This is a genomic window from Roseicella aerolata, from assembly GCF_020523605.1.
Classification (GTDB): Bacteria; Pseudomonadota; Alphaproteobacteria; order Acetobacterales; family Acetobacteraceae; genus Paracraurococcus; species Paracraurococcus aerolatus.
Window position 1 is genome coordinate 40,637 of the sequence record NZ_JAJAQI010000031.1, and the last position, 22,793, is coordinate 63,429.

Annotated in this window: 22 protein-coding genes; 4 read left to right on the forward strand and 18 right to left on the reverse strand. The window is 72.3% G+C overall.

Annotation, left to right across the window (positions count from 1 at the left end; genetic code table 11):
- The first annotated feature begins 476 nt into the window (after positions 1–476).
- Positions 477–1,382, forward strand: coding sequence for an amidohydrolase family protein (locus LHA35_RS18785; protein WP_226610896.1), 906 nt, complete (start codon positions 477–479; stop codon positions 1,380–1,382).
- A gap of 149 nt (positions 1,383–1,531) precedes the next feature.
- Here LHA35_RS18785 and LHA35_RS18790 read toward each other — a convergent pair whose 3' ends face one another.
- From LHA35_RS18790 to pgsA, 6 genes are all read right to left on the reverse strand, one after another.
- Complete coding sequence (locus LHA35_RS18790; protein WP_226610899.1) at positions 1,532–2,929, reverse strand: hypothetical protein; 1,398 nt, start codon at positions 2,927–2,929, stop codon at positions 1,532–1,534.
- Positions 2,926–3,294, reverse strand: coding sequence for a VOC family protein (locus tag LHA35_RS18795; protein ID WP_226610901.1), 369 nt, complete (start codon positions 3,292–3,294; stop codon positions 2,926–2,928). The genes LHA35_RS18790 and LHA35_RS18795 overlap by 4 nt, the downstream gene beginning before the upstream one ends.
- The gene (locus tag LHA35_RS18800; protein WP_226610904.1) at positions 3,291–3,755 is read right to left on the reverse strand and encodes a molybdenum cofactor biosynthesis protein MoaE; all 465 of its coding nucleotides are present in this window, start codon (positions 3,753–3,755) and stop codon (positions 3,291–3,293) included. Before LHA35_RS18800 ends, LHA35_RS18795 begins: the two co-directional genes overlap by 4 nt.
- Positions 3,756–3,757: 2 nt before the next feature.
- Positions 3,758–4,009, reverse strand: coding sequence for a molybdopterin converting factor subunit 1 (moaD, locus tag LHA35_RS18805; RefSeq protein ID WP_226610906.1), 252 nt, complete (start codon positions 4,007–4,009; stop codon positions 3,758–3,760).
- A gap of 8 nt (positions 4,010–4,017) precedes the next feature.
- Positions 4,018–4,707, reverse strand: coding sequence for a hypothetical protein (locus LHA35_RS18810; protein ID WP_226610909.1), 690 nt, complete (start codon positions 4,705–4,707; stop codon positions 4,018–4,020).
- A gap of 64 nt (positions 4,708–4,771) precedes the next feature.
- Complete coding sequence (pgsA, locus tag LHA35_RS18815) at positions 4,772–5,404, reverse strand: CDP-diacylglycerol--glycerol-3-phosphate 3-phosphatidyltransferase (RefSeq protein WP_226610962.1); 633 nt, start codon at positions 5,402–5,404, stop codon at positions 4,772–4,774.
- Between the two features lie 266 nt (positions 5,405–5,670).
- Between pgsA and LHA35_RS18820 the strand changes: the two genes are divergently transcribed.
- Positions 5,671–6,366: a CBS domain-containing protein gene (locus tag LHA35_RS18820; RefSeq protein ID WP_226610912.1), complete on the forward strand. Its 696-nt coding sequence runs from the start codon at positions 5,671–5,673 to the stop codon at positions 6,364–6,366.
- Positions 6,367–6,553: 187 nt separating this feature from the next.
- Here LHA35_RS18820 and uvrC read toward each other — a convergent pair whose 3' ends face one another.
- The 8 genes from uvrC to LHA35_RS18860 all read right to left on the reverse strand — a co-directional run bounded on the left by uvrC (position 6,554) and on the right by LHA35_RS18860 (position 14,087).
- Positions 6,554–8,449 carry an excinuclease ABC subunit UvrC gene (gene uvrC, locus LHA35_RS18825; protein ID WP_226610914.1) on the reverse strand — a complete coding sequence of 632 codons (1,896 nt, stop codon included), beginning with the start codon at positions 8,447–8,449 and terminating at the stop codon, positions 6,554–6,556.
- 282 nt (positions 8,450–8,731) lie between these two features.
- Positions 8,732–9,127 (reverse strand): dihydroneopterin aldolase, encoded by a 396-nt coding sequence (folB, locus tag LHA35_RS18830; protein WP_226610917.1) that lies wholly within the window; start codon positions 9,125–9,127, stop codon positions 8,732–8,734.
- Positions 9,124–9,915 carry an SDR family oxidoreductase gene (locus LHA35_RS18835; RefSeq protein ID WP_408902357.1) on the reverse strand — a complete coding sequence of 264 codons (792 nt, stop codon included), beginning with the start codon at positions 9,913–9,915 and terminating at the stop codon, positions 9,124–9,126. Before LHA35_RS18835 ends, folB begins: the two co-directional genes overlap by 4 nt.
- A gap of 169 nt (positions 9,916–10,084) precedes the next feature.
- Entirely contained in the window at positions 10,085–10,300 is a 216-nt protein-coding gene (locus LHA35_RS18840) for a YMGG-like glycine zipper-containing protein (protein WP_226610922.1), read from the reverse strand.
- 54 nt (positions 10,301–10,354) lie between these two features.
- Positions 10,355–10,642: an ATP-binding cassette domain-containing protein gene (locus tag LHA35_RS29005; protein WP_226610964.1), complete on the reverse strand. Its 288-nt coding sequence runs from the start codon at positions 10,640–10,642 to the stop codon at positions 10,355–10,357.
- Positions 10,635–11,168 carry an SRPBCC family protein gene (locus LHA35_RS18850; RefSeq protein ID WP_226610924.1) on the reverse strand — a complete coding sequence of 178 codons (534 nt, stop codon included), beginning with the start codon at positions 11,166–11,168 and terminating at the stop codon, positions 10,635–10,637. The genes LHA35_RS29005 and LHA35_RS18850 overlap by 8 nt, the downstream gene beginning before the upstream one ends.
- Positions 11,169–11,225: 57 nt before the next feature.
- Positions 11,226–13,448, reverse strand: a complete 2,223-nt coding sequence (gene uvrB, locus LHA35_RS18855; protein WP_226610926.1) for an excinuclease ABC subunit UvrB — start codon at positions 13,446–13,448, stop codon at positions 11,226–11,228.
- Between the two features lie 264 nt (positions 13,449–13,712).
- Positions 13,713–14,087 carry a hypothetical protein gene (locus LHA35_RS18860; protein ID WP_226610929.1) on the reverse strand — a complete coding sequence of 125 codons (375 nt, stop codon included), beginning with the start codon at positions 14,085–14,087 and terminating at the stop codon, positions 13,713–13,715.
- A 264-nt stretch (positions 14,088–14,351) separates the two neighbouring features.
- On the opposite strand from LHA35_RS18860, the gene LHA35_RS18865 reads away from it, so the two are divergent.
- Both LHA35_RS18865 and LHA35_RS18870 read left to right on the forward strand, forming a co-directional pair.
- Positions 14,352–14,612: a hypothetical protein gene (locus LHA35_RS18865; protein ID WP_226610932.1), complete on the forward strand. Its 261-nt coding sequence runs from the start codon at positions 14,352–14,354 to the stop codon at positions 14,610–14,612.
- A 152-nt stretch (positions 14,613–14,764) separates the two neighbouring features.
- Positions 14,765–15,964, forward strand: a complete 1,200-nt coding sequence (locus LHA35_RS18870; RefSeq protein ID WP_226610966.1) for a BaiN/RdsA family NAD(P)/FAD-dependent oxidoreductase — start codon at positions 14,765–14,767, stop codon at positions 15,962–15,964.
- A 32-nt stretch (positions 15,965–15,996) separates the two neighbouring features.
- Here the strand turns inward: LHA35_RS18870 and proB are convergent, their stop codons facing one another.
- From proB to LHA35_RS18890, 4 genes are all read right to left on the reverse strand, one after another.
- The gene (gene proB / locus LHA35_RS18875) at positions 15,997–17,139 is read right to left on the reverse strand and encodes a glutamate 5-kinase (RefSeq protein WP_226610933.1); all 1,143 of its coding nucleotides are present in this window, start codon (positions 17,137–17,139) and stop codon (positions 15,997–15,999) included.
- 208 nt (positions 17,140–17,347) lie between these two features.
- Positions 17,348–19,108, reverse strand: coding sequence for a carbohydrate-binding domain-containing protein (locus LHA35_RS18880; RefSeq protein WP_226610934.1), 1,761 nt, complete (start codon positions 19,106–19,108; stop codon positions 17,348–17,350).
- Between the two features lie 991 nt (positions 19,109–20,099).
- Positions 20,100–21,122: a carbohydrate-binding domain-containing protein gene (locus LHA35_RS18885; RefSeq protein WP_226610935.1), complete on the reverse strand. Its 1,023-nt coding sequence runs from the start codon at positions 21,120–21,122 to the stop codon at positions 20,100–20,102.
- Positions 21,123–22,055: 933 nt separating this feature from the next.
- Positions 22,056–22,790: a Spy/CpxP family protein refolding chaperone gene (locus LHA35_RS18890; RefSeq protein ID WP_226610937.1), complete on the reverse strand. Its 735-nt coding sequence runs from the start codon at positions 22,788–22,790 to the stop codon at positions 22,056–22,058.
- Positions 22,791–22,793: the final 3 nt, after the last annotated feature.

Sequence of the window (22,793 nt, forward strand, 5' to 3'; positions counted from 1 at the left end):
TGCCGCCGCGGTGCCTTGCCGGCAGTATGGGCCGGACGGGGCGGGGCGGCGAGGGGCGGCCCGGTTGACAGCGCCCGCGGCCCGGGCAGTCTCCCCCGGCAGGCCCGGCGGAGATCCGGACCGCCCGAGGAGACGTCCATGCGCCGCATCGCCCGCCGCGCCCGCCGCCCGCACCGGGCGGAGCCGCGCATGACCGCGCCCCGCATCGCCCCGGTGCCGGGCGACCCGGGCTGCCTCGGGCCCGGGATCGTTGCGAAGCGGCTGGCCGGGCCGGGAGGAGGCTTCGCCCTCGGGGAGGGCGGCATGGATGACCGGCGGGCCGCTTCACGCCCCCAGGCCGCGCCCTCCGGCGATCGGATCTGTGCCTGGCGGGCCGCTTCACGCCTCCGGGCCGTGCCCTCCGACGATCGGATTTGTGCCTGGCGGCCCGATTCACGCCTCCGGGCCGTGCCCTCCGGCGATCGGGCCGCGCCGTGATGCTGCCTATCATCGACGCCCACCACCACATCTGGGACCTGGCGGCGAACCGGCACCCCTGGTTGCAGGAAGAGCCGCCGATCCCTTTCCGCTACGGCGATACCCGCGCGCTGCGGCGGAACTACCTGCCGGCGGATCTCCGGCGCGATGCGGCGCGGCAGAATGTCATCGCCACGGTCTATATGGAGGCCGAGCACGACCCGGCCGACCCGCTGCGCGAGACCCGCTGGGTGCATGAGGTCGCGGCGCGGGAGGGCCTGCCAAATGCGATGGCCGGCGCCGCCTTCCTCGACCGCGCCGATGCCGCGGAGGTGATCCGCGCCCAGGCCGCCATGCCGCTGGTCCGCAGCCTGCGGCACAAGCCGAAGAGCGTGGCGCGGGCAGGGGATTACGACCCGGCGCACCGCATCCCCGGCTCCCTCCGCTGCCCCGCCTGGCGCGCGGGCTACCGCCATCTCGCGGATAGCGGCCTGCATTTCGAGTTGCAGACGCCCTGGTGGCATCTGCCGGATGCGCTGGAACTGGCGCGGGACTTTCCCGGCACGCTGATCATCCTCAACCATCTCGGCCTGCCGGCCGATCGCAGCGCGGAGGGCCTTGCCGCCTGGCGCGAGGCGATGGCGCGGCTGGCCAAGGCGCCGAATCTCCGTGTGAAGCTCTCCGGCTGCTGCGTGCCGGGCCGGCGCTGGACGCCGGAGTTGCAGGCGCCGGTGGTGCTGGAGGCGATCCGGCTCTTCGGCGCCGAACGCTGCATGGTCGCCAGCAACTTCCCGGTGGACGGGCTGCTGGCCAGCTATGACGAGATCATGGACGGGATGCGGGCGATCATCGCCGGCCTGCCGGAGGCCGACCAGCGCCGCATCCTCGCCGGCACCGCGGCGGAGACCTACCGGATTGCCCTCTGATCCCGGACGGCATGGATCGTGACGCACAGCCACCATCGGCGGCTGAGGCCGCGTGAAGGCGCCAGCATTCATGCGGGACGGATTGATCCCGGACGCGCGGCGGGGGGCCGGAGCCGCGCCTGCGGCCGGATGGCCGGTGGCACCGGCCTTCAGGCCTGGGCGCGCTCCGCCGTTGCGGCGGCAGTGGCCCCGCCTCGCGCCTCGGCCAGGGGCCGCAGCGCCGCCCGCCCCGGCAGCGCCAGCAGGGCTGCCAGCGGCAGCAGCCAGGCGATCCGCGCCTGGTAGCGGTCATGCGGGCCGGAGAGCGCCCCGGTCGCCGCCGCATTGGCGGTGATCCCGACCAGGACGCAGAGCACGAGGCCGAGCCGGCGCCCATCGCCCACCGCGGCGGCCCGGCGCCAGGCCAGCAGCGCCCCCGCGGCGCCGAGCAGCAGCGCGGCCGGGTGCAGCGCCAGGAAGACACCCGCCACCGCTGGCAGCAGGCCGCGCGCCTGCAGGCCGGCGGCGAAGCGCGCCTGCTCCGCCGGCGGGAAGCCGAGCGCGAGCTGCCGCGCCACCGAGGCCTGCAGATTCTCCGGCCCCAGCGTGTCGCCGACCCGCGCCATCCCGAGCTGCCGCAGCGTGTTGCGGGCCGCTGCCGCCAGCACGCCGAGCGGCTCCCGCCGTAGGGTCTCGCGCAGGATCGCGCCGGCCTCGGGCGCCAGGGAGATCGGCCCGCCCGGCCGGGCGCCATCGGTTCGCGCGGCCCAGACCGGCCCCTCGCCGGGCCAGAGGAAATCGTCGCTGTCGGTGGGCAGCCGTCCGGCCCAGCGGCAGAGATGCCAGCCCGGCCCGGGAGTCTCGGCCGGGGGGCAGCGCGCCGCGATGGTGCGCGCCGCCGGGCCATCCGCCACCAGCCGCGCCAGGGCGAAGACCGCACCATAGGGCGAGAGGGCGAGCCGCCCATGCGCCCAGGCATTGGTCGCCAGCAGCAGGAGGAGGGCGCCCAGCAAGGGCAGCGCACAGCGCAGCGCCGGCCTCCAGGCGCGCCGCAGCGCCACCACCAGCAGCACCAGGGCGGCGGCGATCGGCAAGTGGGAGAGATGCGCGGCGCAGGCCAGGATGCCGAGCAGCACCAGCCCGGCCCGCTCCGCCCGGCCCAGCGCCCCCCAGCCGAAGCCCAGCAGGAACAGCGCCAGCACCAGCGCCGGCGCCAGCCAGTCCGGCATCAGCAGCGCCGCGAACCAGGGCGCCGCGGTCGCCGCCGCCAGCCCGGCGCAGAGCAGCAGGTGCCGGCCCGGCATGGCCTTGCCCAGCACCCGCTGCGCCAGCCAGAGCAGCCAGGAGAGCGCCAGGCCCTGCGCCGCCATGGGCAGCCAGAGCGTCGCCCGCCCGTGGAAGGCATGCAATGCCGGCCCGTAGATGAAGGGCTTGTCCCAGACCGGCCAGGCCTGGATGGTCTGCGCCAGGAAGGCGCCGGTATCGCTGAAGACCAGCGGGTAGCCGTTCAGCGCCGCCGGCCAGAGCAGCAGCGCGGCGCCGGCGAGGATGGCGAGGCCCGGCCTCACGCCGCGGCGAAGAGCTCGATGACGTTGCCCTCGGGATCGGCCACGCGCAGCAGGCGCGGCGGCGTGCCAGCGGGGCCCGGGGCGTCCAGCACCGCGACCCGGGCGGTCAGCATCCGGCGGTGCCAGCGCTCCAGCTCGGCATCCGCCACCGGGAAGGCGAGCAGCGTGCCTGCCTCGCCGCCGCGGGCGGAGGCGAAGAGCGCATCGCCGCGCGGCCGCAGCACCAGCTCCACGCCGCCCAGTTCGAAGCGCAGGGCATTGCCCGGCTCGGCCGGGGAGAGGCCGAGGATGCGGCTGAAGAATTCCCGCTGGCGGTGGGGGTCGCGGCAGGCCAGCTCGACCCGCGCGAGCGGGCCAGGGCTCAAGGCGCGCCGCCCCAGCGCGCGGCGGCCAGGTCGTCCTCCGCCTTCGCTTCCACCCAGCGCTCGGCGCCGTCGGCGAATTCCTCGCGCTTCCAGAAGGGCGCCCCGGTCTTCAGCCAGTCGATCAGGAAGGCGCAGCTCTCCAGCGCGGCGGCGCGGTGGGAGGAGGCGGTGAGCACCAGCACGATCGGCGCCCCCGGCTCCAGCCTGCCGTGGCGGTGGATGACGGTGCAGCCGGTGAGCGGCCAGCGGGCGCAGGCCTGCTCGGCGATGCGGGTGATCGCCCGCTCCGTCATGCCGGGATAGTGCTCCAGCACCAGGGCGGAGAGCCCGTCATCGGCGCGGCAGAGGCCGACGAAGCTGGCGAGGCCGCCGACATCCACCCGGCCGGCGGTGAGGGCGGCGCTCTCGGCGGCCGGATCGAAGGGGGCTTCCTGGACCCGGACGGTGGGGGATACCGGCATGCTCAGCCGCCCGTCACCGGCGGGAAGAAGGCGATCTCGTCGCCGGCGCGGACCGGCGCCTCGGGCCCGGCGAACTCCTGGTTCACCGCGGCGCGGATCTGCCTCGCCTGCGCGAAGGCGGCGGCATGGCCGGGACTGCGCGCGGAGAGCCAGGCGACCAGCCCGGCCAGGTCCCGCACCTCGGGCGGGGGGGAGACCTCCTCCTCCGCCACGCCCACCCGCTGCCTGACCCAGGCGAAATAGAGGACCCGCATGACCGCGCTCAGCGCCGCGTCGGGACGGTCTGCACCTGGCCGCCGGGCCCGATCAGCGTCGTCGTGTTGCCATCGATCACGGCGGTGCCGGTGCCGCCGCCCGGCGTGATGTAGCTCTGCACGCGGTCATTGCCGCCGGTGGTGATGGCGGGGCCGGAGGGGGTGGTGATCACCCGGCCATCGGCGCGGCGCGGCGGCGGGGCGTTCTGGTCCGGCAGCGGCGGGGCGACGGCCTGCGGCTGCGGCACGTCGATCCCGCGGTTCGACTGCGGCGGCGGCGAGGAGCTGCCGCGCAGGCCCGGCGGCAGCGGCGCCGGATCGGTCGGCTGCCATTGCGAGCGTGGAGCCGGGCCCGAGGGGCGGTCGAGCTCGCCGGGCCGGTAGTTCGGGATGCCGCGCATGGCCGCATCCGGATTGGCCAGGGTGGCGCGCGGCGCCTCCGGCACCGGCCAGACATCGCCGGCTTCCGGCGTCACGGCCGTGACCTCCACCGGCGTGCCGGTGATGCGGGCGGCAGTGATGCTCTGCTCCGGCGTCGTGGCGCGCATCTGGCCCCAGGGGGCGCCGATCCGGTCCCCGGCGCGGGTCATGCTGTCGGCGACATTCGCTGTTCCGTTGTTGAAGGCGGTGCAGCCGCCCAGCAGCACCGCGATGCCCAGCACGGCTGTCCTGGCCGCCGTTCCGCCGACTCGTCCCATGACCAACTCCTGTCGCCCCGGGGACGGGGCCCTGTCTGGAAGATGCGCTGGCCCGGGGCCGGCCTCAAGGCCGGACGAGAGGTTCCGGCCGGGGGGGCTTGGGCTGCTCCTTCACCTTTGCACGCGGATCCGTTTCCGCATGGCGAAGGCCGGCGATCAGGTAGTCCCGCCCGGTGACCAGCGTCAGCGCCGCGGCGGTCCAGAGCATCGCCTCGCCGATCAGGGAGACCGGCAGGAAGGAGAGGTGCAGGGCGCGGGCCGCGGTGTCCCCGGCCAGCAGCGTGCCGAGCGCGCCCATCTGGAAGCCGGTCTTCCACTTGGCGAGGCGCGAGACGGGCAGGCCGATCTGCAGCTCCGCCAGGTATTCGCGCAGGCCGGAGACCAGGATCTCCCGCAGCAGGATGATGATGGCGGGGTAGAGCGTCCAGCCGGTCAGCCGCTCATGCCCGGCCAGCACCATCAGGGCGGCGCCGACCAGCAGCTTGTCCGCGATCGGGTCCAGCATCCGGCCGAAGCCGGAGACGATCTGCCGCTGCCGGGCGATCTTGCCGTCGAAATAGTCGGTGATGGCGGCGGCGGAGAAGACCACGCAGGCCGCGACATCCCCCCAGGGATCGCGCAGCGCGACCAGCGCCACCAGCAGCGGGATGGCGGCGATCCGGGACAGGGTCAGCAGGTTGGGCAGGTCGGTCGGCATGCGGCCCGCAGTCATGGCGGAGCCCCCGCCGCGGGGCAAGCCCGCCGCAGTCCGAAGAGGGGCAGGGGGATTACGAAGCTGTCAGCTCGAGGCGCCTCGGCGGGTGCGGGCGGCCCGGGCCGGCGAGGCGGGGCCGCCTTGCCGGGCTGCCCCTGCGCCGGAAGGACGATCCGGCTTGCATGGCCACAAGGCGTGCGGGAAAGCCCTGCCCATGCTGCGGGACAATCGCCGGGCCGTCCCGGTCCCGGGCGGAACAGGAGGACAGCGTGAAGGCACGTGACCTGATGACGACCAGCCTCGTCGTGGTGCCGCCGGAGACGCCGGTCGCCGGGCTGGCGCAATTGCTGGCCAGCCGCGGCATCTCCGCCGTGCCGGTGGCGGATCCGGAGGGAAAGCTGCTGGGCCTGGTGACCGAGGGCGACCTGATCCGCCGGCTGGCGGAGGAGAAGCGCGGCCCGCTCGGCTGGTTCCTCGGGCTCTTCGCGGATTCCCGGAAGCTGGCGGACCGTTTCGCCAAGGCGCATGGCGCCCGGGCGGAGGATGTGATGACCCGCGACCTGGTGACCGTGACCGAGGAGACCGGCATCGACGGGATCGCCCGGCTGATGGAGCGGCACCAGATCCGCCGCGTGCCGGTGCTGCGGGAGGGGAAGCTTGTCGGCATCGTCAGCCGCGCCGACCTGCTGCGCGCGGTGCTGGCGCCGCCCGCCGCGCCGGCCGCGGAGGAGACGACGGATGCCGCCCTGCTGCGGAAGGTGATCGCCGCCATGCGGGAGCAGCCCTGGGTGGACACCTTCCATGTCTTCCCGACGGTGCAGGACGGAGTCGTCAGCTTCTACGGCTTCCACCGCTCGCCGGAGGTGCGGCGCGCGCTGGTGGTGCTGGCGCAGGCGGTGCCGGGGGTGAAGGCGGTCGAGGACCGGACCCGGCCGCTGCTCTTTCTCCTGCGCGCCACCCCGTAGCGGGCCAGGGCGGCAGGCCATGGATCATGGAGCGGAGGCAGGCTTCCGGGCGGCGGGGCCCCGTTCACGCCCGCCCGCGATCTGCTCCAGGGCGGATTGGCGTTCAGACCTGAACGCCAATCCGCTGTAGCCCCTTTTTCCGAGCAGATTCACGCCTTCGGTCGTTCACGGCCTCCGGCGATCTGCTCTAGCCATCCGCCATGCCGGGGTGGAAATGCTCGTAGATCTTGCGGGCGACCGCCGGGCCGATGCCGGGGGCGTTCTCGAGGTCCGGCAGGGCCGCGTTGCGCACCCCGCGGGCGCTGCCGAAATGGTTCAGCAGCTTGCGCTTGAGCGCCGAGCCGACGCCCGGGATCTCGTCCAGCTCGCTCTTCACCAGGGATTTCGAGCGTCCCGCGCGGTGGGTGGTGATGGCGAAGCGGTGCGCCTCGTCCCGCAGCCGCTGGAGGTAGTAGAGGACCGGGTCGCGCGGCGGCAGCTGGAAGGGGGCGCAGCCCGTCCGGTGGAACCACTCCCGCCCCGCATCGCGGTCCGGGCCCTTGGCGACGGCCACCAGCGGCACGTCATGCACGCCCATCTCGGCCAGGACCTCCCGCGCCGCGTTGAGCTGGCCGAGCCCGCCATCGATCAGCACCAGGTCGGGCCAGGTGCCGCTCTCGCGCTCAGGGTCCTCCTTCAGGGCGCGGCCGAAGCGGCGCTCGAAGACCTCCCGCATCATGCCGAAATCGTCGCCGGGCTTCACATCCGACCGGATGGAGAATTTGCGGTAGGCCTGCTTCAGGAAGCCGGAGGGGCCGGCGGCGATCATCACGCCATAGGCGTTGGTGCCCATGATGTGGCTGTTGTCATAGACCTCGATGCGCTCGGGCGTGGAGGGCAGGTCGAAGATGCGCGCCACGCCCTGCAGCAGCGCCTCCTGCGCCGTGCCTTCGGCCAGCTTGCGCTCGAGCGCTTCCCGCGCATTGGTCTCGGCATGCTCGACGGCGGCGCGCTTGTCGCCGCGCTGCGGCCGGTGCAGCTCGACGCGGCGGGCCGCCTTGATCGAGAGCGCCTCGGCGATCAGCGCCTGCTCGGGCGGCGCGTGGCTCAGCAGCACGAGCGGCGGCGGCGGCAGGTCGTCATAGAGCTGGGCGAGGAAGGCGCCCATCACCTCCTCCGCGCCCTGGTCGCCCTTGCTCAGGAAATAGGGCCGGTTGCCGTTGTTGCGGCCGCCGCGGAAGAAGAAGACCTGCACGCAGGTCTGGCCGGCCGCCTGGTGCAGCGCCACCACATCGGCATCGCCGATGCCCTCCATGTTGATCCGGTCCCGGCCCTGCACATGGGTCAGGCCGCGGATGCGGTCGCGGATGGCGGCGGCGCGCTCGAATTCCAGGCGCTCGGCTGCCTCCTCCATCTCCTTCGCCAGGTTCCTCTGGATGGAAGGCGTCTCGCCGGAGAGGAACTGCTTCGCCTGGGCGACCAGCCCGGCATAGTCCTCCCGGCTGATGCGGTCGACGCAGGGCGCCGAGCAGCGGCGGATCTGATACAGCAGGCAGGGACGGTCGCGGCTGTCGAAGACCGTGTCGCGGCAGGAGCGCAGCAGGAAGACGCGCTGCAGCGCGGTCAGGGTCTGGTTCACCGCCCAGGCGCTGGCGAAGGGGCCCCAGTAGCTCGCGCCCTTGCGCCGTTCCCCGCGATGCTTGGTGATCTGCGGATAAGGGTGGTCCTCGGTCAGGACCAGCCAGGGATAGGACTTGTCGTCGCGGAGGACGATGTTGTAGCGCGGCCGCAGCCGCTTGATCAGATTGGCCTCGAGCAGCAGCGCCTCGGCCTCCGAGGCGGTGGTGATGACCTCCAGGCTGCGCGTCTCATGCACCATGCGGCGCAGGCGCTCGGGCAGCCGGGCGATCTGGGTATAGGCGTAGACGCGCTTCCGCAGCGCCCGGGCCTTGCCGACATAGAGGGCATCGCCCTTGGCATCCAGCATGCGGTAGACGCCGGGCGAGAGCGGCAGGGTGGCCAGCGCGGTCTCGATGACCCGCACGCCCTCCATCACCGGGCCTTCAACCGCGGGTTCGATGCCTTCGGAATCGACTTGACTCATGCGCTTCGATTAGGGCGCGGCGGACTTCCGCGGCAAGCCGCAGTTCTCCACCGAAGCTGTGGATAACCCTGTGGACTCAAGCCCGTGAGCACGCGAAAAACCGCGGTCACAGGCCGTTTATATCGGTCTGCTCAACAATTTGGCAGTTTTCTAAGATGCTGATTTAAAACGGTTTCCTCACATCGCTATGATGGGGAATGGGTCAATGGTAACAATCAGAGGCGAAAGCTCTTGTTTCTGTTGCTTTCGCGAGGTCAGTGGACAGTTTTCGTGAGGGAAGCGTCATCCAGCCCGGACGCGCTCAACCGCCACGCCCACCGATGCGGCATCGGGAAAGGCATCCGGCTTCTCGACCGTGACCCGGGCGCGCAGCACGCGCGCATCCGACAGGGCGGCCTCGGCGATCCGCTCCGCCAGCGTCTCCACCAGCAGGGTATGGCCGGCGGCGGCGGTGGCGCGCGCCGCTTTCACGACGCGTTCATAGTCCACCACCCGCCGCATGTCATCCACCCCGACCGAGGCGGGGGCGTCCTCGTCCTCCACCGCCAGTTCGATGCTGATGACCACGCGCTGCGGCGCCGCCTTCTCATGCGGGTGCACGCCGAGCCGGGCCTGCACCGCCAGGCCGCGCACGAAGACCAGCCGGGTCCGCCGCCCGGCATCCGGGGCGAAGCTCACTCCTCCGGCTCCGCGGCGGGGGCGGAGGGCGCCCATTGCAGGTGCTGCCCGCCATCCAGGGCGATCATCTGCCCCGTCATCGCCGGCAGGGCGAGGATGGCGAGGGCGGCGCGGCCGATCTCCTCCGGGCTGGTGCCGCGGCGGAGCGGCGTGCTGCCCGCCTGGCGGTCGAACTGCGCCTGGGTCTGGCGCGGGCTGGGCAGGGCGGGGCCGGGGCCGATGCCGTTGACCCGGATGCGCGGCGCCAGCGCCAGGGCCATGGTCTGGGTCAGCGCCCAGAGCCCGGCCTTGGAGACGGAGTAGGAGACGAAATGCGGCGTCAAGGACCAGACCCGTTGATCAAGCATGTTGAGGATGACGCCCTCCGCCCCTTCGGGCAGGGCGCGGGCAAAGGCCTGCATCAGGACGAAGGGCGCGCGCAGATTCGGCTCGAGGTGCAGGTCCCAGCTCTGCCGCGTGGCGTCGTGCCACTCGTCCCGCTCGAAGGTGCTGGCATTGTTGACCAGCACGCCGAGCGGGCCGAGCGCCGCGGCCGCGGCCGGCAGCAGCGCCTGCGCCTCCGCCTCCTGCCCCAGTTCGGCCCGCAGCGTCACGGCGCGGCGGCCGAGGGCGCGCACGGCCGCGGCCGTCCCCTCCGCCTCGGCGGCGCTGCCGGCATAGTGGATGGCGATGTCGAAGCCGGACCCGGCCAGGGCGAGCGCGATGGCGCGGCCGAGGCGCTTCGCGCCGCCGGTGACCAGCGCGGCGCGGGGAATGGTCGGGGAGATGGGAAGGGTCATGCGCCGCATCTCTGTAGCAGCGGCGCCGGCGCAAGGGGAGCGGCGGCGGCGAAGATCGCCATCGCGTCGGAGCGGATCGCGGCAGGGCGGAACCGCCCGGCGGCGCGGATCCGCGCCGCCAGCCAGGGCATCGGGCCCTGCCACGCTGCCTGCGCAGCGCGGCAGGGCCCCGGCGGAATCAGCGGGTGAGGGCGCCTACGGCCGCGCCACCGGCGCCGCCGATCAGCGCGCCGGTCACGGCCGAACCGCCGGTGATGGCGCCGAGCGCCGCGCCGCCCGCGGCGCCGAGGGCGCCGCCGGTCAGCGTACGCTGCTGGGTGCGGTTCAGGCCCTCGCAGCCGGCCAGGGTGAGGACCAGCAGGGCGGCGGCGGTCAGGCGGGAGGCAAAGTTCATGATGACATTCCCTTTCGAATGGAATGTCATTCTGAGATAGGCGCTTCCAGATTGTTAAGCGCCAGCGGCCGCCAGGCGGACCTCCTCACGGATTTCTGCCATCAGCCGGGCCTTGAGCGCGCCGGAAGGCTCATCCTGCAGCAGGATCTCCAGGGCGCTGGCCTGCGCGCGGGCCAGGGCACGGCGCTGCTGCCTGCCGCCGGAGAGCTGGCGCGGCCAGTGGTCCTCGAAGCCGCGGAGGCCGATGCGCCTGATGATGCGGGCGGCGACGGCCCGTGCGCATAGGCACCTGCCTCCCCCCGGTCTTGCGAAGGGGGGGCCGGGGCGGGGCGGCTCAGATATCCGGGTTCAGCGTCGCGCTGCTGCCGAAGGGGCGGCTATCCGCCAGGTCGTCCGCACCGCGCGGCGTGTCCCGGCCCCCCGCTTCCATGCCGCCCTGCTCGCAGCATGCCTTGATGCTGCCGAGGGTGCGCTCCAGCGCCAGCCGCATGCCGTGGTCGACATTGCCGTGCTCCCGCTGCAGGCGCTCGGCCACCTCGGGCTTCGGGGTGAGGCTGAGGCGCAGCTCGACCGCGGCGCCGCCCGAGGCGTCCTTCACCTCCAGCATGCCCTCGTAATCCTGCAGGCTGTGCGAGCCCCAGCGCATCCGGCGCGCCTCGGGCTCGGCCTTCATCCAGCCGTCATTGCGGTACGGCTTGCCCTCGGCCTCGCCTTCCACCGCGACATCGTCATGGTCGTCGTGGTGGCCCTGCGGGCCGACATGCGTCACCGTCGGCAGGTAGCTGGGCATGTTGCGGATATCGGACAGGAAGGCGAAGACCTCCGCGGGCGGGCGGGCGATCTCGATGCGGCCGGTATACTCGCCCATGGCGGGTCTCCTATCGGTTCGCGAGGCGAACGCGGAGGTGGGCCGGGGCGTTCCCGGCTACCGCGCCCTGGCCCCCGCCGCGCGACGCCCGCGGCCGCCACGCTTCTCCGGATCATAGCCGCCACCGCCGGGCCCGAGCGGCTTCGGCTTCCAGTCCTGCTTCGCCTTGGGGGCGCGGGCCGTAGGGCTTCTGGGCGTCGCCTCCTGCAGGCTGCGCCCGGCGAGGTTCGGCTCCAGCCCCAGGTCCAGCGCCTCCAGCCGCTTGATCTCGTCGCGCAGCCGCGCCGCCTCCTCGAATTCCAGGTCGGCCGCCGCGGCACGCATGCGCTTCTCCAGCTCGGCGATGGAAGCGCGCAGGTCCTTGCCGACGAACTGCGCCGTGGCGTCGCCCTCCACCGCCTCCACCGTCACGTAGTCCTGCTCGTAGACGGACTGCATGACATCGGCGATCTGCCGCTTGATGGTCTGCGGGGTGATGCCGTGCTCGGCGTTCCAGGCCATCTGCTTGCTGCGGCGGCGCTCCGTCTCCTCCAGCGCGCGGCGCAGGCTGTCGGTCATCCGGTCGGCATAGAGCACCACGCGGCCTTCCGCGTTGCGCGCGGCGCGGCCGATGGTCTGGATCAGGCTGGTGGTGCTGCGCAGGAAGCCTTCCTTGTCGGCATCGAGGATGCCGACAAGGGTGCATTCCGGGATGTCCAGGCCCTCCCGCAGCAGGTTGATGCCGACCAGCACGTCGAAGGCGCCGCGGCGCAGGTCGCGGATGATCTCGATCCGCTCCAGCGTGTCCACGTCGGAATGCAGGTAGCGGACCTTGATCCCCGCTTCCGTCATGTACTCCGTCAGGTCCTCGGCCATCCGCTTGGTGAGCGTGGTCACCAGCACGCGGCCGCCCTTCCTGATCTGGTCCCGGCACTCGGCCATCAGGTCGTCCACCTGGCCCTCCACGGGCCGGATATCCGTGACCGGGTCCACCAGGCCGGTCGGGCGGATGACCTGCTCGGCGAAGACGCCGCCGGTCCGCTCCATCTCCCACGGCCCCGGCGTCGCGCTGACGAAGACGGTGCTGGGGCGATAGGCCTCCCATTCCTCGAATTTCAGCGGGCGGTTGTCCATGCAGGAGGGCAGGCGGAAGCCGAATTCCGCGAGGACGCTCTTCCGCGCGAAGTCGCCCCGGTACATGCCGCCGAGCTGGCCGATGGTCACATGGCTCTCATCCACCACCAGCAGCGCATTCTCCGGCAGGTATTCGAAGAGCGTCGGCGGCGGCTCCCCCGGGCCGCGGCCGGAGAGGTAGCGGGAATAGTTCTCGATCCCCTTGCAGCTGCCGGTGGTCTCCAGCATCTCGATGTCGAATTGCGTGCGCTGCGCCAGGCGCTGCGCCTCCAGCAGCTTGCCCTCGGATTCCAGCCTGGCCAGCGTCTCCTTCAGCTCCTGCTTGATCTGGCCGATGGCCTGGTTCAGCGTCGGTCGCGGGGTGACGTAGTGGCTGTTCGCATAGATGGAGACGCGATCCATCTCCGCCGTGACCTCCCCCGTGAGGGGGTCGAATTCGCGGATGCCATCCACCTCGTCGCCGAACAGGCTGATGCGCCAGGCCCGGTCCTCGAGATGGGAGGGCCAGATATCCACCGTCTCGCCGCGGATGCGGAAGGTCCCCCGCGCGAAGAAGCTGTCGTTGCGGCGGTACTGCTGCTCGACCAGGCCCTTGACCAGCACGTCGCGCTCGATCCGCCCACCGACCTCCAGCTTCACCACCATCCGGGAATAGGTCTCGACCGAGCCGATGCCGTAGATGCAGGAGACGGAGGCGACGATCACCACGTCGTTGCGCTCGAGCAGCGCCTGCGTCGCGGAATGGCGCATGCGGTCGATCTGCTCGTTGATCTGCGCGTCCTTTTCTATGTAGGTGTCCGTGCGCGGGACATAGGCCTCCGGCTGGTAGTAGTCGTAGTAGCTGACGAAATACTCGACCGCATTCTCCGGGAAGAAGCTCTTCATCTCGCCATAGAGCTGCGCGGCCAGCGTCTTGTTGGGCGCGAGGATCAGGGTCGGGCGCTGCACCGCCTCGATCACCTTGGCCATGGTGAAGGTCTTGCCGGAGCCGGTGACGCCCAGCAGCACCTGGTCGCGCTCATTCGCCTGCAGGCCCGCCACCAGTTCCCGGATCGCCTGGGGCTGGTCGCCATTGGGCTCGAAGGGGGAGACGACCTTCAGCACCCGCTCGGGCGGCGGGGCCGGGCGCCTGGGGGGGTGGAAGAGGACGGGGGCGATGATGTTCATGCTGCCCCCTATCTTGGTCCGGACGGCGCCGGTGTCGAGCATAGGTTCAGCCGGCGAACCACGCCCCGTGCGCGCCGGCGCCGCGCCAGCGGATCGTGTTCGGGATTGCACGCAATCCGCTATCCGCGCGGCCGGTCGCCCAGGGCCTGCCGCGACCGGCCCTGCAGCCGATTGCGTTCCCATCGGAACGCCAATCCGCTGTAGCTCCTTGTTCTTGCGGGCGGATGCACGCTTCCGGGCGTTCACGCCCGGCCGCAATCCGCCCTAGCGCCGGCCGCCGCGCAGCATGGTGGCGATCAGCCAGGTGGCCGCGACCGCGACGCCGATCGCCACCAGCGGCCGGTTGCGGGTGACATCGCGGAGCTGGTCGGCGACGTCATAGGCCATCTCCCGCCCATGGCGCGCATAGCTGCCGGCGGAATGCGCCGCCTCCGAGGCGGCCGGCCCCAGGCGGCGCTCGACCAGATCCTCCAACTGCGACCAGAGGCGGGACAATTCGCTCCGCGCGTCATCGCCCCGGTCGCGCAGCCGCTCCCCGGCATCGCGCATCCTGCCGGCAGCCCGGTGGCCGTAATCCTCTGCGACATCGCGGGCTTCGCGTGCGCCGGAGCGCCAGCCGGAAAGATAACCGTCGGCCATTGAATCCTCCGTCCCAATCGGTTGCGCGACCTGAACGGGCATCGGGCGGGTGGGTTCACCCGGCGGCATCCCCGCTCGCGCATCGACCATCGGGCGGGTCCAGGCGTCCCGGCCTTCGCCTCCGGAAGCGATCTGCTCTATACGCAGACCGGTCAGGGAACCGCCGCATCCTTCGGCGGGCCGAGGCGCCGGAGGCGGATGACGGCCGATCAGCCGTTGCCGCAGCCTGCCCCCGGAATCTTCCCGGTCAAGGGAGCAGACTCCATGCGTAAACGGGCAGCGGCGCATCTCAAAGGCAATATCTGGCTCTGGATCGCCGGAATTGCCGTGGTCGGGGCATCGGCCATCATGCTCGACTTCGGCACGATCGGCGCCTTCCTCCTCATGATCGTCGGCATCCTCATCATCATGGCCGATGCGCATGTCGATCCCCTCGCCCTGGTCACGGAGGACGCCCTCGACCCCGACGACGAGGATGAGGCGGGGGTGGGCGGCCCGCCCCGGGCCGGCCCGCAGGTGACGTGAGGGAACGGCCAGGGTTCGGCCGCATCCGGTCCGGCCATCCCGGCCCCTGACCCGCCCCTGTAAGTGGGGGCGGGCATGGCGGGCCAACGGCTCTGACCCCGAAGGGGGGCAGGAGCACGCCCTTCGGATCGGACACGGTGCAGAACCCGCGCATGCCGGAGCAGGACACCCAACCCCTTGTCGCCATCATCGGGGCCGGACCGGCCGGGCTGATGGCGGCGGAGGTGCTTGCGCAAGGCGGCGCGGCGGCCATGGTGCTGGACCGCATGCCCTCCCCGGCGCGGAAGCTGCTGATCGCCGGCCGCGGCGGGCTGAACCTGACGCATTCCGAGGTGCTGCCCGAATTCCTCGGCCACTACGGCGCGGCCCGGGACCGGCTCGCGCCCTTCATCGAGGCCTTTCCCCCGGCCGCGCTGATCGCCTGGGCGGAGGGGCTGGGGCAGGCGGTCTTCACCGGCAGTTCCGGCCGGGTGTTCCCGCAGGCCATGAAGGCCTCCCCCCTGCTGCGCGCCTGGCTGGCGCGGCTCGCCGCCCTCGGCGTCACGCTGCGGCCGCGGCATCGCTGGCTGGGCTGGGACGCGGAGGGGGCGCTGGAATTCCAGGCGCCGGAAGGGCCCATGCGGCTGCGCCCGGCAGCGACCATCCTCGCGCTCGGCGGCGCCTCCTGGCCGCGGCTCGGTTCGGACGGCGCCTGGACGGGGCTGCTGGAGGGGGTGGCGCCGCTGCGCCCGGCCAATTGCGGCTTCCGGATCGCCTGGTCCGACCGCTTCCGTGCGCGCTTCGAGGGCACGCCGCTGAAGCGCATCGCCCTGTCCTTCGAGGCGGCCAGGGTGCGCGGGGAGGCCGTGGTCACCGCCACGGGCATCGAGGGCGGCGCGGTCTATGCGCTCTCCGGCCCGTTGCGGGAGGCGATCGCGGCGCGCGGGCCGGTCACGCTCTCCCTCGACCTGCGGCCGGATCTCGCGGCGGAGGCGCTGGCCGCGCGGCTGGACGGGCCGCGGGGCGGCCTCTCCCTGGCCAACCATCTCCGCCGGGCCGGGCTGCCGCCGGTGGCGATCGGCCTGGTGCAGGAGGCGCTGCATGCCGGCGCCACCGCGCCGCTGTCCAGGCTGGTGAAGGCGCTGCCCCTGCGGGCCGAGGCGCCGATGGGCCTGGACCGCGCCATCTCCTCGGCCGGCGGCCTGGGCTGGGAGGAAGTGGATGAGCGCCTGATGCTGCGCCGCCGCCCCGGCGTCTTCGCCTGCGGCGAGATGCTGGACTGGGAGGCGCCGACCGGCGGCTACCTGCTGCAGGCCTGCTTCAGCACCGGCGTCGCGGCCGGGCGCGCGGCGCTGGACCGGGTGCGGCGCTGAACCCATGGCGGGGGCGGGGCCCCCGCCTGGCGTCACATCAGCACCAGGTCGTCCCGGTGCACGATCTCGTCGCGCCCGCGCCAGCCGAGGATCTCCTCGAGTTCCTCGCTGCGATGCCCGGCAATGCGGCGGGCGTCCTCGGCGTCATAGGCCGCGAGGCCGCGTGCCACCTCGCGCCCCGCCGCGTCCTTCACGCTGACCGGGTCGCCGCGGTGGAAGCTGCCCTCCACCGCCCGCACGCCCGCCGGCAGCAGGGAGGAGCCGCGCGCCAGCGCCCGCGCCGCGCCGTCATCCACCACGAGGCTGCCGAGCGGCGCGAGCGAGCCGGCGATCCAGCGCTTGCGCGCGGTGCGGCCCTCCGGCGCCGGCAGGAACCAGGTGCAGCGCGCGCCGTCCTCGATCGCGCGCAGCGGGTTGTCGCGCGCGCCGAGGGCGATCGCCATGGCGCAACCCGCGCCGGTCGCGATCCGGGCCGCGATCAGCTTGGTGCGCATGCCGCCGGAGGAATAGCCGGGCGGCGGCTCGCCCCCCATGGCCATGATGTCGTCGGTGATGCGCTCCACCACCGGCAGGTGCGCCGCCTGCGGGTCCTTGCGGGGATCGGCGGTGTAGAGCCCGTCGATGTCGGAGAGCAGGATGAGGGCATCGGCGCCGGTCATCTCGGCGACGCGGGCGGCCAGCCGGTCATTGTCGCCGAAGCGGATCTCGGCGGTGGCGACGGTGTCGTTCTCGTTGATCACCGGCACGCAGCCGAGCTCGAGCAGCGTCCCGAGCGTCGCGCGGGCATTCAGGTAGCGCCGGCGGTCCTCGCTGTCCTCCAGCGTCAGCAGCAATTGCGCGGCGGCGAGGCCATGGGCCGAGAGCGCCGCCTGCCAGGCGCCGGCCAGGCGGATCTGCCCGACCGCGGCGGCGGCCTGCTTCTCCTCCAGCCGCAGTTTCTTCCGCGTCAGGCCAAGGGCATGGCGGGCGAGGGCGATGGCGCCGGAGGAGACCAGGATCACTTCCGTCCCGCGCGCGCGCAGCGCGGCGACATCGGCGGCGACGCTGGCCAGCCAGGCGGCGCGCGGGGCCGCGGTCTGCTCCTCCACCACCAGGGCGGAGCCGATCTTCACCACCACGCGCCGCGCGCCCATGAGCGCGGGGAGGGCCGGCGCCGTGTCGTTCAGGGATTGCATGGGCGGGCGCATAGCATGCCGCGCCCGGTCGTGAAAAAGGGCGCCCCGGGGGGCGCCCTTCCATTCCATGGGGCCGGGCCATGCGGCCCGGCCGCGGTGACCGCGGCGGCGGAGGCGTGCCGCGGCAGGCCGCATCGGTCCGGCATCCCGGCGGGGCGCATCCGGAGCCCGGATGGCCGCCGCCGCTGGCCGGGCCTGCGGGCCGGGCTCAGGCGAAGATGAAATCGGCGGGGCCGTTGGACAGCAGCGCCTTCATGCTGTGGTCGACCCACTTGCCGTTATAGGTGATGCCCTCGACATAGAGGTTGCGGTCGGCCGCCGGGCTGCCGCCATAGGCGTCGTTCAGGAACTTGACCGTCGCCTTGTGCGTCCCCGGCCCGAAATCCCCCCGGATGGTGAGGATGTCGTCCTGGTCGCCGCTGCGCAGGGAGACAGCGGTGAAGATGCCGCCGACCTGCTTGCCGTTGACGCTGACGGTGTACTGCGCATCGCCCTTCCAGGCATCCTGCGCGATGTTCAGCACCAGGCTGTCGGCGCCCGAGCCGATGGTCTGGCTGAAGGGCTTGGTGAAGCCGATATCGACGGGGCCGTTCGAGAGCAGGGACTTGCTGGCGCCCGGGATGGCGGTGCCGTTCAGGCTGGCGCCCTCGAGATAGAGGTTGCGGTCGGTGGCGGCGCTGCCGCCATAGGCGTCGTTCAGGAAGTTCACCGTGACCTTGTTGGCGCCGGCGGCGAAGTTGCCCTTGACGGTGATGATGTCGTCCTGGTCGCCGCTGCGCAGCGCGCTGGCGGTGAGGGTGCCGCCGACCTGCTTGCCGTTCACGCTGATGGTGTACTGCGCATCGCCCTTCCAGGCATCCTGCGCGATGTTCAGCACCAGGCTGTCGGCGCCCGAGCCGATGGTCTGCTTGATCGGCGTCGGGCCGGCAGCCGGCTTGGTGAAGCCGATATCGACGGGGCCGTTCGAGAGCAGGGACTTGCTGGCGCCCGGGATGGCAGTGCCGTTCAGGCTGGCGCCCTCGAGATAGAGGTTGCGGTCGGTGGCGGCGCTGCCGCCATAGGCGTCGTTCAGGAAGTGCACCGTCAGCTTGTTGACGCCCGAGGCGAAGTCGCCCTTGACGGTGATGATATCATCCTGGTCGCCGCTGCGCAGCGCGCTGGCGGTGAGGGTGCCGCCGACCTGCTTGCCGTTCACGCTGATGGTGTATTGCGCGCTGCCCTTCCAGGCATCCTGCGCGATGTTCAGCACCAGGCTGTCGGCGCCCGAGCCGATGGTCTGCTTGATCGGCGTCGGGCCGGGGGCCGGCATGTTGCCATCGGTATAGTTGGCGTTCGGCTTGGCGTAGCTCACGTCGAACACGGTCATGCGGTTGTCGTAGCCGCTGCCGTACTGGTCCTTGGCCGACCACCAGGTCTGCATGCCGACGCCCGGCGCCAGGTTCTCGCCGCCATTGGCGAAGTCCTTCGGGACGTTCGCCGTGGTCGTCCACATCGCCTTGCCGTCGACATAGCCGGTGAGCCGGCCCGGCGCCCAGTCGAGCGAATAGGTGTGGACCTGCTTCGGGTCCACGCCCTCCAGCATGTAGGAGGTGTACTTGTCGGTGTTGCCCTCACCCTTCCAGTGCACGGTGGAATAGAGCGGGCCGCCCTTCAGCGCCTCCATGACGTCGAGCTCGGGGCCGGGCCAGACATCGGTGCCCGGCCAGATCAGGGCATAGGGACCCGGGACGTCGCCCTGGGTCAGGGACAGGGTGAAGCTGTAGAGGCCGTAACCGAAGCCGGCGCTCGCCCCGGTGGGCGGGACCATGGCGCCGCTGTCCTTGTTGTCCGGCGTGCTGTGCACGGTGATCTGGCCGGGAACGCTGGTATCGATGCCCGGCCCCCAGACGCGGGAGAGCATGCCCGTGCCCTTGTCGAAGCTTTCGGTCCAGACGGTGGTGAACTGGCTGCGGTCGATGATCTCGGCCACGATCAGGCCTCCTGCGTTGCGGCGTGGGGGCGGGGGCCATGGAGGCCGGCAGACTCGCGCATAAAGGGTGTCACATCATGTATCCCCAACTTATGGTTGAGGGAGTGAGCGCGCGTGGTCGTTGGCTTGCCGGACAGCATGAGCCCGTTCCTCACAATTACGTAATGCACAAGAATGTGGTGTACCTGTGCGGGAACACGATATGTCGTATTCAACCTGCAGGATCAATCGCGGAAATGTGGGGGCGCGTTCACATTTTAATTTTGTCATCACAATGGACCGCCCGCCCGCCCAACCAAGGCGCAGCAAGGCCGGCGGCTTTCCGCCATCGCCGCGCCTCCGGCGCGGACTGTCGCAGGGATGAAAGGGCGGGAGGGGCCGGCGCGGCGGGAGGCTGCGCCCGGGGCGTGAGCCCGCCGCCAGCGCGAGGCGCGTGAAGGGCCGGGCGCCTGGATCTGCCCGGATATCGAGGAGGCACGGCGGATGAGCGTCCGGATACGGGCGCCATCCGCCGCAGCACGCCCCGTCGCGCGGATCCGGAGGGCGAATCGCGGGTCCGGCGGGCCGGGGGAGGTCCGGTGCGCATGGATCGGGAGGAAGCGGCGCGATGCGCCGGGGCCGGGCGGGCGCGCCGGATCGGCGGCCCGGATCCGCCTGCCTCCCCGGTGTCCTGCCGGGCGGCCCGGGCGGGGGCCGCGCCTCCTCGGGCAGGGGGCGGGCCGCGCTGCCGCTCAGCGGCAGGGAAGGGGCGGGTGGCGGGGCGCCAGCGCTGCCAGGATCTCCGGCCCGCCGGGGCGGATCGCGGCGGCGCGCGACTCCGCTCCGTGATCCAGGGCCTGCGGCGGGCCGGCGGTCAGTGCCGAAGGCCCGCCGCCATGGCGATGCCGCGGGGCGTCGCCGCGCCCGCGGGCGCGGCGCCCCGGGGAGGGGGCGGCGGCGGGCGGCGGCCGAAGGCCGGGGCGCTCCGGCTGGAGCGGCCCGGCCGGCCTCCTCAGGCGATGACCGAGTAGGAGACCTCGTAGACGGTCATGCGGTTGTCGTAGCCGCTGCCATACTGGTCCTTGGCCGACCACCAGGTCTGCATGCCGACGCTCGGCGCCAGGTTCTCGCCGCCATGGGCGAAGTCCTTCGGGACGTTCGAGGTGGTCGTCCACATCTTCTTGCCGTCGACGAAGCCGGTGAGCCGGCCTTCCTCCCACAGCATCGAGTAGGTGTGGACCTGCTTCGGGTCCACGCCCTCCATCTTGTAGGAGGTGAACTTGTCGCTGTTGCCCGGGCCCTTCCAGTGCACGGTCGAATAGACCGGGCCGCCCCGCAGCACCTCCACCATGTCGAGCTCCGGGCCGGGCCAGTTGTCGGTGCCCGGCCAGAGCAGGGCGTAGGGGCCGGGGACATTGCCCTGGGTCATGGACAGGGTGAAGCTGTACAGCCCGTAGCCGAAGCCGGCATCCGCCCCCTTGGGCGGGACCATGGCGCCGCTGTCCTTGTTGTCCGGCGTGCTGTGCAGCGTGATCTGGCCGGGCTTGCTGGTATCCACGCCGGGTCCCCAGACGCGGGAGAAGATGCCGGTGCCCTTGTCGAAGCTCTCGACCCAGACCGTCTTCGTCGCCGGCAGGTCGCCGCGCGAGGGGAGTGCCGGCCCGGCCTGCGGGCCCGCCGCGCCGCCGAAGCTCAGCTCGGCCGTGCCGTTCGAGAAGAGGTCGGCTTCCGCCCCCCTGGCCGGGATGCCGTTGTAGCTGACGCCCTCGATGAAGAGGTTGCGGTCGGCCGCGGGGTGGCCGCCATAGGCGTCGTTCAGGAAGGTGATGGCGAGCTTGTGCGCGCCGCCGCCCCAGTCGCCGCGCAGGGTCAGGGTATCGGTGCCCTGGCCGGCTTGCGTGGCGGCCTGGAAGGTGCCGCCGACCTGCTTCCCATCGACCGCGACCGTGAAACGGGCATCGCCCTGCCAGGCATCCTGCGAGAGGGTGATGACGAGGGTGTCCTTGCCGGTCTGGTTCGGGGTGCTGAGGTCCATACGCTCCGCTCTCCAAGATTTCGTGATGCACAAAAATGTGATCACTCGGTGCGGGGAGAGCGTATGCTTTATACAATCCACACGCGCAATCGCGTGAGGCCTCCTCACACTTCAACTTTTAGATGCGAAAACGGACCGGAATCCGCGCGTGAAGCGGTCGGTTGCGCGCCGGAGATGCGGGCGCCGCGCCGGGACCGCCGTGCCGGACGGGCGGTGCGTGCTCCATGCCGGAACGGGGGCAGGGCGGATCCGGCATGGGTCCACGGGCATGCTGAGGCATGTCTGCCGCCTCATCCCTGGCGCATGACAGGATGACGCATCTCCTGCATCAAACGCCGGCGGCCCTCCGGGCCTCGGCTTCGCGGCATGGGCGGCGGGCCGCAGGGCGGGACGTCATGCGCCAAGTAACAGTTGCCCACCGGAATGGCCGACCCGTCGGGATGAAACCGGCCGCAGCCTTCAACCTGCCGGCGCCGCTTTCCGTCTACAGCGGATGAGCGTTCAGAACTGAACGCTCATCCGCTGTAGCTCCTTGTTTTCCGAGCAGATTCACGCCTTCGGTCGTTCACGTCCTCCGGCAATCTGCTCTAGGTGCCGCCGGCAGTGGCTTGCCGGGACCTGTGCCGGCCGGTCCGTGGCACCGGCCGGGCGCCATCGCCGGCGGGCCGGGACCGTGCCAGCCCGCGCCGAGTGCCGCCCGTCCTCCTGTCCGGCATCGACGCTGGCGCATTCGGACTGCCGCCGGCGCCGCCTCCGGAAACCTTGCCGAGGCGGCCGGGCCCGCCGCCCGCCTTCTCGGCCGCAGTCGCCGCTGGCGGGTGCGGGCCGCGACCCGTGCCGGCCGCTCTCCGCCGCCTTGATGTGCCTGCCTGAACGGCAGGCCGGACCGTCCGACGCGAATCGGGCGGTCTGGTCGCTGCGCGGGGCGCCTTGTCAGCGCATCCCGGATTGCCAGCCGCCCATGCCCGGCAGGACGGCGGTGGCATGCTCGTCGAGCCTGCGCCGCTGATCCTCGGTGAGCGAGCCCGTCAGGCCGGACAGCGCGCCGCGCACGGACCGCACCGCCTCCAGCCGCGCATTCAGCCGCGCCTCATGCGCCGAAAGGCGCTGCTCCAGCCCCTGCGCCTGGCCCATCGCCGCCGGATCCGGGCGCATGCGGCCAAGCGCCTCCCGCACCGTGCCGGCGAAGCGGTCCCAGGCCGGCTGCTGTTCCTGTGTCAGTTGCAGTTCCTCCCGCAGGGCGGCCAGCCGGGCCTCCACGCGCTCCGCCATGCCGCGGCCGCGCCCGGCCTCGCCCATCATCCGGCGCTCGCCCATGGGGCCGTAGCCGGCACCGCGCGGCCCCCGCTCCTCGATCTCGACGCGGTTCTGCGGGCCGATATTGATGATGACCTGCATCGGCGCCGCCTCGGCGCCGCGGTGGTGATGGTGGCCATGGCGGGCGCCGCGCATCGGGCCGCGGCGATCGTCCTCGTCCTCGTCCTCCTCCTGCGGCCCGGCCCGGCCCATCATCCCCTGGCCGCCCATCATGCCCGGACCGCCCATGGGGCCAGCGCCTGGCCCGCGCGGGGCGGTGCCGCCCGGGGGCGCGGGCGGCGTGGCCTGCTGCGCGGCGACCGGCAGCGTGAACAGCAGCCCGGCGAGTCCGGCCATCAACAAGGTGCGCATCTG

Excerpts from the sequence above, each read along its gene's own strand:
- LHA35_RS18840 (WP_226610922.1), bottom strand. The coding sequence starts at position 10,300 with ATGAACTTTGCCTCCCGCCTGACCGCCGCCGCCCTGCTGGTCCTCACC.
- proB (WP_226610933.1), bottom strand. The coding sequence starts at position 17,139 with ATGCAATCCCTGAACGACACGGCGCCGGCCCTCCCCGCGCTCATGGGC.
- uvrB (WP_226610926.1), bottom strand. The coding sequence starts at position 13,448 with ATGAACATCATCGCCCCCGTCCTCTTCCACCCCCCCAGGCGCCCGGCC.
- moaD (WP_226610906.1), bottom strand. The coding sequence starts at position 4,009 with ATGCGGGTCCTCTATTTCGCCTGGGTCAGGCAGCGGGTGGGCGTGGCG.
- LHA35_RS18860 (WP_226610929.1), bottom strand. The coding sequence starts at position 14,087 with ATGGCCGACGGTTATCTTTCCGGCTGGCGCTCCGGCGCACGCGAAGCC.
- LHA35_RS18870 (WP_226610966.1), top strand. The coding sequence starts at position 14,765 with ATGCCGGAGCAGGACACCCAACCCCTTGTCGCCATCATCGGGGCCGGA.
- pgsA (WP_226610962.1), bottom strand. The coding sequence starts at position 5,404 with ATGCCGACCGACCTGCCCAACCTGCTGACCCTGTCCCGGATCGCCGCC.
- LHA35_RS18885 (WP_226610935.1), bottom strand. The coding sequence starts at position 21,122 with ATGGACCTCAGCACCCCGAACCAGACCGGCAAGGACACCCTCGTCATC.
- uvrC (WP_226610914.1), bottom strand. The coding sequence starts at position 8,449 with ATGAGTCAAGTCGATTCCGAAGGCATCGAACCCGCGGTTGAAGGCCCG.
- LHA35_RS18810 (WP_226610909.1), bottom strand. The coding sequence starts at position 4,707 with ATGGGACGAGTCGGCGGAACGGCGGCCAGGACAGCCGTGCTGGGCATC.
- LHA35_RS18850 (WP_226610924.1), bottom strand. The coding sequence starts at position 11,168 with ATGGGCGAGTATACCGGCCGCATCGAGATCGCCCGCCCGCCCGCGGAG.
- LHA35_RS18785 (WP_226610896.1), top strand. The coding sequence starts at position 477 with ATGCTGCCTATCATCGACGCCCACCACCACATCTGGGACCTGGCGGCG.
- LHA35_RS18865 (WP_226610932.1), top strand. The coding sequence starts at position 14,352 with ATGCGTAAACGGGCAGCGGCGCATCTCAAAGGCAATATCTGGCTCTGG.
- LHA35_RS18800 (WP_226610904.1), bottom strand. The coding sequence starts at position 3,755 with ATGCCGGTATCCCCCACCGTCCGGGTCCAGGAAGCCCCCTTCGATCCG.
- LHA35_RS18890 (WP_226610937.1), bottom strand. The coding sequence starts at position 22,790 with ATGCGCACCTTGTTGATGGCCGGACTCGCCGGGCTGCTGTTCACGCTG.
- LHA35_RS18835 (WP_408902357.1), bottom strand. The coding sequence starts at position 9,915 with ATGCGGCGCATGACCCTTCCCATCTCCCCGACCATTCCCCGCGCCGCG.